Source organism: Marinitoga sp. 1135, assembly GCF_013363245.1.
Lineage (GTDB): Bacteria > Thermotogota > Thermotogae > Petrotogales > Petrotogaceae > Marinitoga > Marinitoga piezophila.
In genome coordinates this window covers 192464-209638 of the sequence record NZ_LBEZ01000001.1, presented here as the reverse complement: position 1 = coordinate 209638, position 17175 = coordinate 192464, and the positions used below count along the sequence as shown (strand labels likewise).

Genomic DNA, 17175 nt, shown 5'->3' with positions numbered 1-17175 from the left:
TTACCCCACCTCTTAAAAAGTATTATGGATTTTCTTTGCTATATTAAAATTATACCATACTAAAATTATAAAAAGCCCTTCCGAGTTTTGTCGGAAGGGATTAAGAATAAATATGGTTTAATTAATAATATTTTTAAGCCTTTCTTCAATTTTTGACCAATGCTGATTTAAATTAATAGTTTTAATACATATTTTATATTTATCACTTTTGGCACAAAAATCTATTTGATTGTCTCTTTCAGGATATAGAAGAATTCCTACTAATTCTTGATTATCTTTTGGATTGGTATTTTCAAGATACGAGGATATTTGATATAGATTAGAAGATATAAATTTTTCTCTATCATAATTTTTTTGTAGTGCATTTTTATAATATTTAGTATCAATAATAATTTTTTTAGATTTTGATATCAATGAAATATCTGTCTTCATAGTGGGAATATTTATTAATTTACCTTCCAGTACATTACTACTCCATTTCCATTTTATATATTCTATTTTTACATTATATAAATCGCTTACAGTTATTTTATAAAAATTTCTTACGAACTTTTCAAAAATCACATGCATTTTTTCTTCATCATCAAATATATTCATAAAGTTTTTATTATTGCAACTTGTTGAAAATAGATAATTATTATATAATAATTCACATATTTTTATTATGAATATATAATAATTATTATTCCTATGAAATAATATATTATTAAATTTCAACGAATCTAATCTTATTAAATCAACATTGTTAAAGTATATATAGATTTGCTCAATTTCATCTTTTATATTATTCGTTATTTTTTTATTTTTTAATAAATAATATAATGTTGTTTTTATTATTTGATTCTGTAAATTATTATAGGATAATTCATCATGTTCACAATATAATTTCATTTGTTTAAGACCTATAAAATTCAAACTTCTTGTAAAATTTATTTTTCCTTTAGGAATAGAAACAATCATTGAATTTTCTTGATATGTTCTATCAAACCCTCTTTTTATCAAATAAGATAAGGCATTTACAAGTATTTTAGCTAAGAAATCTGGAATATTTTTAAAATTTTCCGTTTTAATTCCAATTTTATCAAGAAATTTTATATTTAACTTATCCCACGCATAAAATAACATATAATATAAATTTTCTTCATAAATTTTATTTTGACTCATCATTTTGTTCATCTAACCAATCCTTTTCTTCTATATCTAACTTTTTTCTTATTTCTTCAAGTTTTTCAGGATCATTAAACCAATATTCTTCTAACAATGGTAATATCTCATATTTTATAATATCATTGTACCAGTATTTAAAATCATCTATATTATTCTCCGAAACAAAATAACTATGTCCAATTTCAAATCCTTCTCCAAATGCTTCTTTTATCTCTTTATTGTTGAGATTTTCTATTTTATTTCTTAATTTATTTATATTTCCAACGGATATTCTTTTATTTTTTAAAAAATCTTCAAACTTATTATTACTAAATGCAGGCTTTATAGTAACAAAAGAAAATCTTCTTCTTAAGGCATAATCCACCATTGCAAGTGATCTATCAGCTGTATTCATTGTTCCTATTATATATACATTCTCAGGTATATAAAACTTTTTATTTTCATTATATGTTAATGAAATTTTATTTTTCTCTCCTCTTTTATCCTTTTCAATTAGCATCATTAATTCACCAAAAATTTTACTTAAGTTTCCTCTATTAATTTCATCTATGATAAATAAATAACTATTTTCAGGATCTTTTTTTGCTTTCTCTATAAATTTATAAAATATGCCTTTCTTTAATATAAATGAACCATTTTCAGTTGGCCTATATCCTATTATAAAATCTTCATATGAGTAGGACTGATGAAATTGAACTATTTCAATATTATCATCTTTTATTCCCATTAAATTACCCATTTTTTTGGCAATAAACGTTTTCCCCACACCTGGAGGTCCTTGAAAAATTACATTTTTTTTCCTCTTAATTAATTCTAAAATTTTATCAATTTCTTCATCTGGAAGAAATATTTCTTTTTTTATTTTATTTACATCGTTCGTATTTGGATTATTGTCAATATTATTATTCGATATTTTTTTATCAGGAGTTTCGGATAATTTATTTAATTCCTCTTCCCATTTACTTTTATTTATTACTTTATAAGTTCCATTATTATCAACAAATTCTAAGAGATTGTCATCTCTGAGGTTTTGAAATTCTCTAAGAATTGTCGGTTTAACATTTTTATTATTAGAATGTATTTTTTCCAATTCTTTTAAAAATGCGTTATAAAAATCCTTTGAAGTAAAAATATCTTTATCTAATTTTTTTATTCTTAAGAAAATATCTTTAGTCCACCCCTTATAGGCCATCAAAATTCCTCCTTAATTATTATTGCTAATTATAATTTATATTGCATAGCAAATGCAAATATCGAGAATCTTTTGAATATTTTTACATGTAATAAATTATACCATACTAAAATTATAAAAATCCCTTCCGAATTTTGTCGGAAGGGGGTTAATTATCAATAAATTTTAAAAATTTTCCTATTCAAATATTTCTTGAATCCAGTATTTTTTATAAGCATTATGTTCTCCAATTTTATTTATATTATCAGTAAACATTTTTCAAATCCATCTATTTTATTCGGATAAATTATTTAATTCCTCTTCCCATTTACTTTTATTTATCACTTTATAAGTTCCATTATTATCAACAAATTCTAAGAGATTGTCATCTCTGAGGTTTTGAAATTCTCTAAGAATTGCCGCTTTAACATTTTTATTATTAGAATATATTCTTTCCAACTCTTTTAAAAATGCGTTATAAAAATCCTTTGAAGTAAAAACATCTTTGTTTAATTCTTTTATTTTTAAAAAAATATCCTTAGTCAAACCTTTATATGCCATCAAAATCCCTCCTTAATTATTATTGCTAATTATAATTTATTAAGTTTCAATATTAAATATCTTTATAAATTTCTTTTATTAAATTTGTTATATCTTCATCTTTAAATTGAGTTTTAAATTTAATTTTTATAGTATCTCCAAAAAATTTTTCTGCATGTTTTATTTTTATTCTTTCTTCATCTCTTAAACTATCTTTATCAGTATCCTTTGTTTCTACAATAAAATACATCTTCTTTTGGCCATTTTCATAATCTAAAACATATGCAAAATCCGGGGAATATGTTTTTCCACCAGCTATCGGTATTTTTATGGAGTTTTTAGGAATTTTTGTAAAAACAATTATTTCTTTTATTTCTTTTTTTATATTTTCTCTTTCCAAATCTGAATCATAAAATAATTCTTCAAATAAATAATCATCAGAAACTTGTTCTTCCGAATAGAAAATTCCAATATCAGAGGAATCAATTTCTTTTTTAACCATCCCATCAGAATTAGTAATTTTAGTTGGATGAATTGAACCAGTAACCTTCTGATATTCTATACTAAATTTATTTAATGCATTATACATTAAATAATTATCAAATTTTTGTTTGAATAATCTAATTGTAGTTTGATTAAGATATTTATTCATTTCTATTTTGGATTCCACAAAAGCATTATGCAAAGTTTTTATATTTATATATAATTTTTTAGATAATTCTTTCAGAAATTCCTCATAACTCATTGTTTGAATAGAGCTATTTTCCTCACCATAAATCGAAACTTCTTCATTTACCATTGCTTCATAATTTTCAAAATTTACTTTTTTAATTTTTTCTTGAAATTTTTCTGGTTTAAAAGGTTCATATTTTTTCAAAAAATCTAAAAATATTTCCTTGAATTGTTCTTCATTTTTTATTTTATATTCAAGTATAACCTTTTCATTAAGCTTTTCCCAAAGCTCCTTTAATAATGGATATTTTTCAACTCTTATTTTTACTTTTTTCTTGAATTCAGTATCTTTTTTTATTTTATTAGAATTAACTCCATTAAATATAAGAGGATAATTTTTTTTAATATATTCAAATCCATTCTCTTTAAATTTATTAGTTCTTGTTATAACATTATTTTTATCTAAAGTTTCTAATAACTCTTCTTCACTAATTTTATAAATTTTACAGATTCTTTTAATCATTACATCATCAAGTTTTTCAGGTTTATCCTCTCTCGAAATAGCTCCTGATTTATCATTTATTTCTTTAACTAACTTTTCCACAAAATCATTTTCAGTAAAATCTACAAAATAATGTAAATAGAATTGTTCATTTTTAACTCTGTTACCATATTGATTCACAGGCAATCTTAATCCTCTTCCAACTTCTTGTAATTTGGAAATTTCTGAACCACTACTTCTTAATTTACATATTTGAAAAACATTAGGGTTATCCCAACCTTCCCTTAAAGTCCATTTTGAAAATATAAATCTTCTTGGATTTTCCAAATCTAATATTGCTTGTTTATCATGTAATATTTCATTTACTTCTTTTTCGATAACTTCATCATTTTCCCCTTTATCTGCAGCAAAATATCCACCATGGGTTTTTGAAATATCTTCTAAAGTTTTTTTTAGATAATTTCTATAAAATTCATTTTCTTCTTTCTTTAATAATTCTTTTATTTCTAATTCAACATAATTTTCAAGTGTTTTTCTAATATAACCTTCCTTATTTCTATATTCATCAATATTATCTATAAAAAATAAAGTTAACGGTTTTATTTTTATATTTCTTGTAAGATATTCTTTTTCTAATTTAAAATGATTTTTAACAGCTTCTTTGATCATTATTTCTTGCAATTTTTCAGCATATGAATAAGGATTTATTTTATCTCCTTTTTTAAGTTCTAAACCATTAGATAAAATAATAGTATTTTTATTTAATTTTTCAATAATCAAATCCTTCATTGCAGGATGTATTTTTTCAAGACTTTCATTTTTTATTAATTTAAAATTCTTTTTCGAACTACCTTTTTTGGTTAATTCAAATGTCGCTTCTTTTCCATTTGAATTTACAAATCTAACAAATACATTTTTCCCTTCTTCGAATTCTGTAACATGACCAATAACCCCTTTTACCAAATTTCTATTAAATGCTTCTGCTGCCGTAAGTGTATATATTAAATTTTTATATTCCTTAAAAGTTGCTCCAAATCTTAAAATGAATTGCGGTTTCATTTTCTGAATATTTTTCCATGTTTCACTTCCTATAGTAAATTTATGCGGTTCATCAATAATCATAAAAGGATTTACTGAAGCAATTGCATCAAATGGTACTGAATATTTATCTAATAAAGTTTTATCATAACTTTTTTTCATAGTTGGAGAATTTATCATTCCTAGATTAATAATAAGAACATGTATTTTATCTTTTTCAAATCTTCCAGCATTTACAAAATTACTAACAGCTTGTGGCATATATAATTTTTTATTTTTATTAGATTTTTGACTCGCTACAACATGTAATTCAATAATTTTTCCATATTGATCTTTAAAATGTTCTCTTGCACTTTCTGATCTTAAAAAATTTATTGTTCCAGCTTTAATTGCTATTGTTGGAACAACTATAATAAATTTAAAAATTCCATATAACTTATTGAGTTCAAAAATAGTTTTTGTATATGTATATGTTTTTCCAGTTCCCGTTTCCATCATAATATCTATAATATTACTTTTTCCTTTCACATTTCTTTTAATATCATTTTGTTCTTGAATACTTCCAATATTATTTACGTAACTAAAATTTGTATCTTTATTGAAAATAGGATTAACATATTCTTTTTCTATTCCAAATGGTTCTATTATCTCAACACCTTTAAAAACGTTAATAATAGATTCTACAGCACGATTTTGATGTTCTAAATTTTTTTCAAAATGAAATCTCATCATATTTAATACCTCACTATAAACTCAATATTATCTGCACTTTCTTTTTTATTGATATAATTTTTTAGATTTTCTGCAATTTCTCTCAACACTTTACTTTCAAAATGATATCCAAATGCTATTATTTTCAAAGGATTAAAGTTTGGATTTTCATCTATTTCTTCTAATAATTTTTTTAAATTTTCCGTTTTAAATTCCTTATTTATAAGATAAAGAATTCCTTTTTCATGATGGTAATAACTTTTATATCCATCAAGATCAAGTTCTTTTAAATCTTCTGTTAAAATTATTCCGTCATATAGTTTCCATGTAGTAAGAAGTGTTTTTAAATCATCATTAGTTAACTTATTCTCATCAAATAATTTTATTTTTGGATTAAATTCTTTAGCATTAATTTTATAACTTTCCCATTTTCCTTCATTATTTGGAATAGTTTCAAATATTTTAAATCCTAAATCTTGATTTTTTATATTATTCACTTTTTTTTCTAATTTATTTATTTCTTCATTGAGTATTATTATCTTTTCCTCATCTTTTTTATTTTTCTTTTTTTTGTTTATTATTTTTTCTAATTCTTCCTTTTTATTTTTCAATTCATTTTCAACATCTTCTTTTATTTTTTTAGCTGCTCTAATTAACCTTTCTTTTGTTATATCAAAAATAGTAGGATTATCTACCTTAAGTTCATTTTTTACAAAATCATAAGCAGTTTTGTTTTTCTTTTCCTCAATCGGCTCTGGTAATTGAACCAAAATATATTTTCTATTACCCCCATCTTCTGCATTTAGTTGCATTACTGCATCGCCTGTCGTTCCAGAACCGGAAAAGAAGTCTAAAATAAGAAAATCTTTTTCTTCAAAAAGCGTAATTAATAACTTAATGAAAGAAGGATTTTTAGGATTATCAAAAATTTTTTTATCTTTGCCATTTGGTATTCCAAAAAGATTATTAAGATATGTTCCTGCAGTTTCTGTTTTTAAATCAATTTCATCAGTATTTTTTAAAATACTTTTTATTCTAATAAAAGTATTAAAATCTTTCTCATAAATAGAATTCTCTTTAAAAATTAAAGAATTGGTTTCAAATAATTCTTTAAATTTTGAAGATGTATATGTATTTTCTATAAATTTGCCATTTTTTGTTGAGATATATCTTTTATATCCCTGTTGTATCAATTTTACATCTATAGTATTAATATTTTCTTCTTTTTTTATAACAATTTTTTTCTCGCTTTCATTGTAATAAACCGTATAATGTTTATCAGAATTAACTGACACTTCTTTATTTGAACTCTCACCAACAATAACTCTTTTTCCATGAGTATAGTATCTTCCAAATTCATCCACTTTTAATTCTGTTTTTAATTTAGGAAGATTTTCTATAAAATAACTTTCACCTTTATTTTTTGCATAAATTAAACAATAATCATTTGAAATTGAAACAAAATTAGAATTTTTTCTACCTTTAGGATTGTTTTCAACGGATAACAATGCAATAAAATTTTCTTCCCCAAAAATTTCATCCATTAAAATTTTTAGTTGTGCAACTTCATTATCATCAATACTCACAAAAATAACTCCATCTTCTCTCAAAAATTGCCTAGCTATGTAAAGTCTTGGATACATAAAAGTAAGCCATGCAGAATGTGAATTACTTTTACTATTTACAAAATCCAAAATTCTTTTTGCTTTTTCTTCAGAAATTCCTGCTAATTTAGACAATTCTTCCTTTGAAAATTTTCTGTCATCCTGATATACAAAATCATCTTTTCCTGTATTATACGGTGGATCGATATATATCATTTTTATTTTTTCTCTATATGCATTTAAAAGATGTTTTAATACTTCTAAATTATCACCTTTTATAAGAAGATTTTGTGATTTTCTATTTTCTTCTTTCGAATTAAATTCTTCATCTTCTTTTATAAAAGTTCTAACAGGCTCATGAGTTAATACTCTCGCATAACTTTTTCCAAGCCATTCAAGACTGTAACTCTCTTTTGATAAGTTAATTTCATTTATTTTTATTTCTTCTTTAAACTTTTCTAAATTAAAATTACCTTCTTTATCAAAACATTGAGGGAAATACTTTTTTAAAATATAAATATTATCCGGAAGATTTTGTTCAAAAATATTTTCTTCGTTAATCATAATTTCCTCCTTCATAAATTTGTTTTCAAAAATAGTATATTCAAAAATCCTAAAAAATTATACCATATTTTTATATAAATTTCATCCTATAACATTCCAACATCTAAGTTTAACTATAAAACAATATCAACTTTTATTATTTTTTATATTTCACAGCTTTTTATTTCTGTTTCGTAATTTTTTATCTTTTTAAAATAATTATTCTTTATATAACTCTGATAATAACTCCAGCGTTTTTAGACCTATTTCTTTTTGTTTTTTTTCTGAGTATTCTGTTTCAAGGAGTGTTTTTATTTTTTCGATATCTTTTTTTATTTTTTCGCCTGTGAATTGATAGTTTTGAATATCAAAAGAGAAGTTATGGCTTATAACTTCTTTTTCTTTTATTTCTATTTTATCTGTTTTTCCTGATTGGTTTGTATTGATTATTATTATATTTTCTGTTTTTTTATTTGGGTTTATTAGATAGATGTATAATTCATTTTTGCCATTTATTTTTATCATTTTTTCAATGTTTTTTGAGTATTGACTGTTGTTTTCGTGGAATCGTTTTGCACAGCTTTCTGAATCAAAGATAAGTATTTTTTTTGTATTTAATTTTATTTCTTTTTCGCATTTTTTATTGAATAAGGAAATAAAATCTATTTCTGTATTTATTTTTTCTGATTTTATTTCATTAGCCTGAATAAGATGTTTGTATATTTCAAAGATTATCTTTTTTTCAGCGGTTTCTGTGTTATATAAAATTGAGATTTTTTCCGGTAGAATTCCTGTTAAATAAGGATTTGTGATGTGAACATTCTCATTAGATGTAATTGTTTCTGCTAATGCTTTTTTTAGCTCTTTGAAATTTATACTTATTAATATATGCAAGTCCTCATTTTCATTGTTTCTTATATTCCTTTGCAAATTTCTTTCTGGAAGCGTATTTAATGTATCAAGGAATGAATTTATAATTTCATTATATGTTCCTCTTAATATATTTTTTGAAAAATCAAGATTGTTTAATAATCTAAATACTTTTGTTTTTGATTCATCGGGAATGTCTGGAATATTTTCTGCATTTTCAATAAAGGATAGTTGTTTTTTTATCTGTTCAAAAAAGTTTTCCGAGTTTAAAACTGAAATTTCTATATTTTCTGTTTTTTCAATTAATTCATGTTTTTGAGTTATGTAATCTTTTTCTGTTTTTAAGTCGTATAGAAATTTATAAAATGCTATTAAATGCGTTTGTGTCTGGATTAATTCCAGATTTTTTGAATCCGAATGTTGCCATATATTTTTCAGTATTTCCGCTATTGTTTTATACATTTAAATCACTCCATACTTTTAAGAATATTGTTTTGTCTATTAGCTCTTCTTTTAGCAGGAGGCTTTTTAGTTTTAATTCTTTTTCTTTTTCAAAGTTTTTTACAATTTCTATTATTTGCTTTTGTATTTCAAGCGGGGGTAATGTTAATTCAAAATCTTCAAGTGTTTTTTTCTTAATAACTTTAATTATCTTACCAACACGTCTTTCTTCAAAATATCTTTTTGCATATTCATTGTTTAATATTATTGTGAGAAATTCTGGAAGTATTTTATCAGAATTGATTCTAATATTAAAAAAGAATTGTGCAGAAATGAGATTTGGAATGTCTTTATCAATATGGACAGCAAAGATATTTGAACCTTTTGCGCTGAAGATTATGTCGTTTTTCTTTAAGAGATATTTTTCTATGTTTCTATTTTTATTATACACAGCTTTTGACAGTTTTTCTATCTCTATTTTGTTTTTTGTTATTGATGAAAGTTTTATATAATTAAGATTGCCCTCAGGTGTTTCTTCTACCTGAGGTGATAAAAAAATATTTGATATTTCCTTTAATTTAATCTTTTTCATCGCCCCACCTCTTTTCTTTATCAGGATATTGATATACATCACTAACTTCTACTACATTGTCATCATCATCTAAATTTAAATCAATACCAAATGAACCTTTATGCATAACAAATACCTTTTTTTCCTCATTCTCTAATACAATTACATCTCCTTCATCATAATATTGTTCTATAATTTTCACTTCCCCATTTTTTAGTCTCTTAATCCTTCTATATAACTCTCTTACATAAACTCTTTCATTATTGGTTTTATATACTTTATACATCGTTATTGCTTCTGTTCCATCATCTAAAATCTTTGGAGGGGTTGTAACTTCATATGGCTCTACATTAAAATCAAGAAAAGGATATTCCTCTTTTTTGGCTTCACTATAATAAACTTCAGGATACTCATCAGATGGATCAAATTTTATTAGTTCTAACATTCCACTACTACCATAACCATCTAGTAATGGATAAAAACCGTCTTTTATAAATATACCAAATGTTTCAAATGAGATAAAATCTAAATCCATATTATCCCTCCTTTATTTTTTACAGTATATATTATACTGTAATTTTTATAATTTGTCAAGTACTATAATATTTTTATTTTAAGTTGCTATGTATAGTATTTGAGAAATTAATAACTACTATATATAGATATCTTAATGAAAATTAAAGATTTTTTCAATATTTCTTTTATATAATGATAGAGCATTAATGAATTTATTTTATTGAATATTGAGGTGGCATGATGGAAGAGATTTTGGCATATTTTAAGGATAAACAGTTAAGAATTAATATCGAAGGGAATATTGGAAGTGGAAAGACAACGCTTGCTAATGCTATTTTTTATAAAATTAATGCTGATGAGTTGATTTTAGAAGAATTTGAAAATAATCCTTATCTTCCATTATTATATAAGAATGAAGATGTAGGATTTCAAACAGAAATGTTTTTTCTTGTTTCAAGATACAAGCAATATCACAGGAATAATGATTCAAGATTAATTGTTTCTGATTATGATATGTTAAAGAATAAGATTTTTGCCGATATTACAATTACCAATCCAAAGGAGAAATATAAGTTTTTCAAGATTTATGATATTTTAACTGAGGATATTAAGAAACCTGATGTTCTTATTTATATTGATACCGATGTGGATACTGTTATTGAAAGAATTAAAAAGAGAAATAGGGATATGGAGAAGGTCATTGCAAAGGAATATCTGGAATTGGTTGATAGAGGTTATAAGGAATATTTTTCTAATGAGAAGGATTTTCTTTATATTGACGGAAATAATTTTAATGTTTTTGATGAAAAACAGTTAAAAGAAGTTTTATTAAAAATAATAAATTATCTGGAGGGAAAATAATGGGAAAGATGATAGTTTTGGCCGGGAATGTTGGTGCTGGAAAATCTACATTTACAAGAGTTCTTTCAGAAAGGCTTGGTTTTACACCATATTATGAATCTGTTGCTGATAATCCATTTTTAGAAGATTTTTATAAGGACCAAAAGAAATGGTCATATCATTTACAAACCTTTTTCCTTTTTCATCGATTTAATAGTATTAAGGATATAATCGATAGCGGTACAGATGCTATTTTAGATAGATCAATATACGAAGATGCAGAGATTTTTGCAAAAAATCTTTATTTAACAGGTAAGATGAGCGAAAGGGAATATAAGACATACACTCAAATATTTTATACTATGCTTGAATTTTTAAAAAAGCCTGATTTATTGATATACATTAAAACAAGTGTGGATACTGTTGTTAAAAGAATTGCTAAAAGAGGAAGAGAAATGGAGATGCAGGTTCCTATTGAATATTGGCAGCAACTTGATAATTTATATAAAGACTGGATTGATAATTATGATGAATCAAAGATTTATGTTGTTGATGGTGATGAAATAGATATTGTAGAGAATCCAGAATATATAGATAAAATTGTTAATGATATAAATGAGATACTCAATATAAATGAAGTTGATGAAGTAATATAAAACCGGAAGCTTAAAAGCTTCCGGTTTTATATTATTAATTATAATTGTTCTTCTGCAGCTTTCATTCCAGCTTCAATTGCTTTTAAGTTAAGTTCTAATAAGTCTGCTTTTTTACCTTTTAATGATTTTTCAAGAGCTGCTTTTACTGAATCAAATGAAACTGCATCTGTTGCTTTTAAATATGCTCCTAACATTACCATATTTTGAACTTTTATATTTCCTAATTCATCTGCAATTTCATTTGCAGGAATTTTTATTACTTTTACATCTTTTCTTTCTGGTTCTCTATCTATAACAGATGTATTTAAAAGTAATAATCCACCTTCTGGTAAGAATTTTTCAAATTTGTACATTGATGGAATATTAAATGCTATAACTTCTGATGGTTTGTCTACAACTGGTGATGCAATGTATTTTTCTGAGATAACTACTGTACAGTTTGCTGTACCTCCACGCATTTCTGGACCATATGATGGTAACCATGTTGTATATAAATTTTCGTACATTGCTGCTAATGAAAGGATTTTTCCAAAGAGCATTACACCCTGACCACCAAATCCTGCTGCTATGAATGCATGATGTCTCACTTTTCATCACCCACCTTGTCAACATAAACGCCTAATGGAAATTCTGGAACCATGTTATCTTCTAACCATTTGTTAGCTTCAATTGGATTTACACCCCAGTTTGTTGGACATGTTGAAAGAACTTCAACCATACCAAAACCAAGGCCATTTAATTGAGCTAAGAATGCTTTTTTAATCATTTTCTTTGTTTTTAATACATCCTGTGGTTTGTTAACTTTTGTTCTTGCTAAGAATGCTACACCTGGTAGGTTTGATAATACTTCTGCCATATGAATTGGATAACCTTCATTTTCTGCTTTTCTTCCATATGGCGAAGTTGTTGTTTTCATTCCAAGCAATGTTGTTGGAGCCATTTGTCCTCCAGTCATACCATATATAGCATTGTTTACAAATATTGTTGTGATTTTTTCTCCTCTGTTTGCTGCGTGCATAATTTCTGCTGTACCTATAGCAGCGAGGTCACCATCACCCTGATATGTAAATACTACATTATCTGGTCTTGCTCTTTTCATACCTGTTGCTACTGCTGGAGCTCTTCCGTGTGGTGCAACTGTACCATCTACATCAAAGAATTCATATGCAAAAACTGAACATCCTACTGGAGCAACCATTAATGTTTTTTCTCTTATTCCTAATTCATCTAATACTTCTGCTATTAATCTATGGATTATACCATGATGACATCCTGGACAGTAAGTAAATTCTTTTCCGCTTAATGACTCAGGACCTTTAAATTTTATTTTATATGACATAATTTTCCTCCTTTCTTATAACAATTCCATTAAATGATCTAATATTTCATTTGGTGTTGGAACAACACCACCAGTTCTTCCGTAGAATTCAACTGGTTTTTTACCGTTTACTGCTAATCTTACATCTTCAACCATTTGTCCCATACTCATTTCAACTGTGTAGAATAATTTTGCCTGATCTGCTAATTTTGCAATTGCTTCATATGGGAATGGCCATAATGTAATTGGTCTTATTAAACCTGCTTTTACGCCTTTTTCTCTTGCTGTATCAACAACTGTTTTTGCAATTCTTCCAATTGTACCATATGCAACGAGAATAACATCTGCATCTTCTGTTTTGTATTCTTCGTACATTATTTCGTTTTCAATTATTTTCTTATACTTTTCCTGATATCTTAAGTTCATTTTTTCTAAAACATATTCATTTATATCAAATGAAGTTATTTTATGTGGTTCTCTTCCTTTTGCTCCCTGCATTGCCCATGAGCTATGATCAGGTAATGTTGATAAATCCCTATATTCTGGGAATTCAACTGGTTCCATCATTTGACCGAGCATACCGTCTGCAAGGATTAAAACAGGATTTCTGTATTTATCTGCAACATCAAATGCCTTTATTGTTAATTCTACAGCTTCCTGTAATGATTCTGGACCATATACAACAAGTCTGTAATCTCCGTGTCCTCCACCTTTTGTTGCCTGGAAGTAGTCACTTTGTGCTGGCTGAATATCTCCTAAACCTGGACCGCCTCTAACAACGTTTACAAATACTGCAGGTAATTCTGCACCAGCAATATATGAAACACCTTCTTGCATTAATGAGTATCCTGGTGAAGATGTTGATGTGAATACTCTTGAACCTGTTGCTGCTGCACCGTAAATCATATTTACAGCTGCAACTTCACTTTCAGCCTGTAAAAATGTACCGTCAACCTGTGGTAACCTTCTTGACATATATTCTGTTAATTCACTCTGTGGTGTTATTGGATATCCAAAATATAATCTACATCCAGCCCTTATGGCGGCTTCACCAATTGCTTCTGTACCTTTAACCATTACTTTTTCGCCCATCAATTATCCCTCCTTAAGCATTTGCCTTTTCCAATGTTGAAACTGTGATACATACATCAGGACACATCTGGTAACAGAATCCACATCCTATACATTTTTCTGGATGTATTACTGCTGCTGGATGATAACCTTTTGCATTAAATGCTTCTGAGAATCCTAATGTCTGTGTAGGACAGGCATCTATACAAAGGCCACATCCTTTACATCTTTCCTGATCGATTTCAACTTTGTTTTTGTATTCCATCGTATCCCTCCTTTTCAGGTTCATAATTCATACACTTTATCCATAAATCTTCTTAAAATGAATTTCTTATTTTGTGTTTCTATATCTTTTAAGAATTCAGGAACTACTGTAAATGCTATTGGTATTCCTGTTTTTTCAGAAACTTCCATTAATAATTTTTCACCTTCGAGAATTACTTCTTCAGTAGTTTCATTTTGAAGATTGGAATTTGATACTAAATAATCTATTTTTCTTCTTGCCTTTGCACCTAATCTTTCGAGATTATATATAATATCATCTACTGTGTTCATAAACGGTCTTTTAGTATTTACAACCAAATATGTTGCTGTTTTTGTTTGAGTCAAAAAGTTATTTAGTGATCCCACTACTGTAGCTCCGTCTTCATTACCACCAGCATCTATTACTGTTTGGTATTCTGGATTTACTATATATCCTCCAACTTCTGGTGGAATTATTGGTAAATCCGCATGCATAAATCTTTTTGGTGGTGTTATTACTTTGATATTCATATTGCTTAAAATATCTATTTCGTCTCTTGTTCTGAAATATGGACTTATTACATCTATATCAGCTATTGCAACATGATCATATTTTTCTTTAAGATATATTGCTGTATTTAAGGCTATTTCTGTTTTTCCAGAACCAAACATTCCAATAAAAACGTGACATTTAAAATCAGTATTAACCATTATTTACCTCCTGAGGATAACTTTTAACTTCCTCTTCTCCTTTTAACGCTCTCAATGCTGCTTCTGCAAGAGCTTTTTCTTCATCTCCACCTGGCACAACATAAATAGGTGCTATAAACTCTGTATGTTCTTTTAACCATTTAACCATATTATTTTTATCGTATGCCAAACCGCCAGTTAAAACAATTCCATCTACTTCAAAATTCAAAGCAGCTGCCATTTTTCCAATCCATTTGGATATCTGTAATGCCATTGCTTTATAAATTGTTGTAGCATATTCTTCTCCACTTTCTACTCTTTTTTGAACTTCTAATGCATCGTTTGTGTTAAGATATGCTACTAAACCACCTTTTCCTTTTATCCTTTTTTTCATTTCATCTAATGTCATTTTTCCTGAATAGGCCAAATCCATTACCTGAGTCATTGGCAATGTTCCAGCTCTTTCGGGGGTAAAAGGACCGTCGCCATCGAGTGCGTTATTTACATCAACAACACGTCCATGTTTATGAGCACCGATAGAGATACCACCGCCCATATGTACAACAATTAAATTAACTCCTTCATATGATTTTCCCATTTCTTTTGCTGTGCTCCTTGCAACAGCTTTTTGGTTTAATGCATGGAAAATAGATTTCCTTACATAATCTGGATGTCCTGAGAATCTTGCAATATCTTCCATTTCATCAACTACTACAGGATCTGCAATGTATGCTGGAATACCAACTTCATTTGCTAATTCACTTGCAATTAATGCCCCAAGATTTGAAGCATGTTCTCCGTATTTTCCTTCTCTTAATTCTTCTTTCATTAATTCATTTACTGCGTATACTCCACCTGGAATTGGTCTTAATAATCCACCTCTTCCTATAATTGCAGAAAATGTTTCTAATGAATGTCCGCTTTCTTCAAGGAATTTCTTTATAACGTTTTTTCTAAATTCGTATTGATCTGCAATATGTTCAAAAGGAGCTAATTCTTCTGATGAATGTCTTACTGTATCTTTTGAAAGAAGTTTATCGTCTTCGTAAATTGCAAGTTTAGTTGATGTTGAACCAGGATTTATTACTAATATTTTATACATAACTATTACCTCCTAAGCTAAGAGTACTGATAATGCAATTGATAATAGTTTCGCATCATCAGAATCTGCTCTTGAAGTTAAAACTACAGGTTTTTTACCGCCAAGAATTGTACTTGCAACACCAGCACCTGATAAGAATACCATGGATTTATAGAATATGTTTCCAGCTTCGATATCTGGCATAATTATAATGTCTGCATCTCCGGCAACTTCACTTTTTATTCCTTTGTGTTCTGCTGCTTCTTTAGAAATTGCATTATCCATTGCAAATGGTCCATCTACTATGCAGCCTTTTATTTGACCACGTCTGTTCATTTGAGTAATTATTGCTGCATCCATTGTTGCTGGCATTTTTGGATTAACCTTTTCAAGAGCGCCTACTATTGCTACTTTTGGTGTTTCAATTCCCAAAGCTTTTGCTATTTTTACTGCATTGTTTATTGAATCAACTTTTTGTTCTAAAGTTGGTGCTATAACCATTCCAGCATCTGTTACAATAAGTAATTTATGATAACCTTCTATATCAAATACGCTTACAAGATTCATTGTGCTTTTTGTTCTTAATCCATATTCCTCTTTTAAGAATACTGAAAGCAATTCACCTGTTGTGATATGGCCTTTCATTGGAAGGTCTGTTTTTCCTGAGGCTACATCTTCAACAGTTTTTCTAACTGCTTCTTTATTATTTTCACAATGAACTACTTCCATTTTGGAAATATCTATATTATGTTCTTTTGCAATTTCTTTTATTTTTTCTTCGTTTCCATATAATACAACATTACAAATTCCTTCCTTTAAAGCTCTTTCAACAGCCTTTAACACTACTTCATCTTCAGCTGCTGCAACACCAACGGTTTTTTTTACTTCCATTGATTTTGCAAGTTCAATTATTTTGTTAATTCTCATTGT

At 27.0% G+C, this 17175-nt stretch carries 17 protein-coding genes; 2 read left to right on the top strand and 15 right to left on the bottom strand.

Going from position 1 to position 17175, the window contains the following annotated elements; translation table 11 throughout:
• Positions 1 to 117: 117 nt before the first annotated feature.
• The 8 genes from XO10_RS01155 to XO10_RS01120 all read right to left on the bottom strand — a co-directional run bounded on the left by XO10_RS01155 (position 118) and on the right by XO10_RS01120 (position 10365).
• Positions 118 to 1176, bottom strand: a complete 1059-nt coding sequence (locus XO10_RS01155) for a hypothetical protein (RefSeq protein ID WP_175421025.1) — start codon at positions 1174 to 1176, stop codon at positions 118 to 120.
• Entirely contained in the window at positions 1151 to 2359 is a 1209-nt protein-coding gene (locus tag XO10_RS01150) for an AAA family ATPase (RefSeq protein ID WP_217671570.1), read from the bottom strand. Before XO10_RS01150 ends, XO10_RS01155 begins: the two co-directional genes overlap by 26 nt.
• 273 nt (positions 2360 to 2632) lie before the next feature.
• Positions 2633 to 2899: a hypothetical protein gene (locus XO10_RS01145; protein ID WP_175421024.1), complete on the bottom strand. Its 267-nt coding sequence runs from the start codon at positions 2897 to 2899 to the stop codon at positions 2633 to 2635.
• A 52-nt stretch (positions 2900 to 2951) separates the two neighbouring features.
• Complete coding sequence (locus tag XO10_RS01140; RefSeq protein WP_175421023.1) at positions 2952 to 5822, bottom strand: type III restriction-modification system endonuclease; 2871 nt, start codon at positions 5820 to 5822, stop codon at positions 2952 to 2954.
• A 2-nt stretch (positions 5823 to 5824) separates the two neighbouring features.
• Complete coding sequence (locus tag XO10_RS01135) at positions 5825 to 7969, bottom strand: site-specific DNA-methyltransferase (protein WP_014295692.1); 2145 nt, start codon at positions 7967 to 7969, stop codon at positions 5825 to 5827.
• Positions 7970 to 8167: 198 nt separating this feature from the next.
• A complete protein-coding gene (locus tag XO10_RS01130) occupies positions 8168 to 9280 on the bottom strand; it encodes a hypothetical protein (protein WP_175421022.1) in 1113 nt (370 codons plus the stop codon).
• Positions 9273 to 9851 (bottom strand): restriction endonuclease subunit S, encoded by a 579-nt coding sequence (locus tag XO10_RS01125; RefSeq protein ID WP_014295690.1) that lies wholly within the window; start codon positions 9849 to 9851, stop codon positions 9273 to 9275. The genes XO10_RS01130 and XO10_RS01125 overlap by 8 nt, the downstream gene beginning before the upstream one ends.
• On the bottom strand, positions 9838 to 10365 hold the full coding sequence (locus XO10_RS01120; RefSeq protein WP_014295689.1) for a hypothetical protein: 528 nt from the start codon (positions 10363 to 10365) through the stop codon (positions 9838 to 9840). The genes XO10_RS01125 and XO10_RS01120 overlap by 14 nt, the downstream gene beginning before the upstream one ends.
• A gap of 221 nt (positions 10366 to 10586) precedes the next feature.
• On the opposite strand from XO10_RS01120, the gene XO10_RS01115 reads away from it, so the two are divergent.
• Both XO10_RS01115 and XO10_RS01110 read left to right on the top strand, forming a co-directional pair.
• Complete coding sequence (locus tag XO10_RS01115; protein ID WP_014295688.1) at positions 10587 to 11207, top strand: deoxynucleoside kinase; 621 nt, start codon at positions 10587 to 10589, stop codon at positions 11205 to 11207.
• Positions 11207 to 11842, top strand: coding sequence for a deoxynucleoside kinase (locus XO10_RS01110; protein WP_014295687.1), 636 nt, complete (start codon positions 11207 to 11209; stop codon positions 11840 to 11842). Before XO10_RS01115 ends, XO10_RS01110 begins: the two co-directional genes overlap by 1 nt.
• A gap of 38 nt (positions 11843 to 11880) precedes the next feature.
• Here XO10_RS01110 and XO10_RS01105 read toward each other — a convergent pair whose 3' ends face one another.
• The 7 genes from XO10_RS01105 to XO10_RS01075 are packed head-to-tail and all read right to left on the bottom strand — an operon-like array spanning position 11881 to position 17172.
• Positions 11881 to 12429: a 2-oxoacid:acceptor oxidoreductase family protein gene (locus XO10_RS01105; RefSeq protein ID WP_014295686.1), complete on the bottom strand. Its 549-nt coding sequence runs from the start codon at positions 12427 to 12429 to the stop codon at positions 11881 to 11883.
• The gene (locus tag XO10_RS01100; protein WP_014295685.1) at positions 12426 to 13181 is read right to left on the bottom strand and encodes a thiamine pyrophosphate-dependent enzyme; all 756 of its coding nucleotides are present in this window, start codon (positions 13179 to 13181) and stop codon (positions 12426 to 12428) included. Before XO10_RS01100 ends, XO10_RS01105 begins: the two co-directional genes overlap by 4 nt.
• Positions 13182 to 13196: 15 nt before the next feature.
• Complete coding sequence (locus XO10_RS01095) at positions 13197 to 14252, bottom strand: 3-methyl-2-oxobutanoate dehydrogenase subunit VorB (RefSeq protein WP_014295684.1); 1056 nt, start codon at positions 14250 to 14252, stop codon at positions 13197 to 13199.
• A 13-nt stretch (positions 14253 to 14265) separates the two neighbouring features.
• On the bottom strand, positions 14266 to 14496 hold the full coding sequence (locus XO10_RS01090) for a ferredoxin family protein (RefSeq protein ID WP_014295683.1): 231 nt from the start codon (positions 14494 to 14496) through the stop codon (positions 14266 to 14268).
• Between the two features lie 20 nt (positions 14497 to 14516).
• The gene (locus XO10_RS01085; protein ID WP_014295682.1) at positions 14517 to 15185 is read right to left on the bottom strand and encodes a hypothetical protein; all 669 of its coding nucleotides are present in this window, start codon (positions 15183 to 15185) and stop codon (positions 14517 to 14519) included.
• Entirely contained in the window at positions 15178 to 16266 is a 1089-nt protein-coding gene (gene buk, locus XO10_RS01080) for a butyrate kinase (protein ID WP_175418018.1), read from the bottom strand. Before buk ends, XO10_RS01085 begins: the two co-directional genes overlap by 8 nt.
• A 12-nt stretch (positions 16267 to 16278) precedes the next feature.
• Positions 16279 to 17172, bottom strand: a complete 894-nt coding sequence (locus XO10_RS01075; RefSeq protein ID WP_175418017.1) for a bifunctional enoyl-CoA hydratase/phosphate acetyltransferase — start codon at positions 17170 to 17172, stop codon at positions 16279 to 16281.
• Positions 17173 to 17175 lie beyond the last annotated feature (3 nt).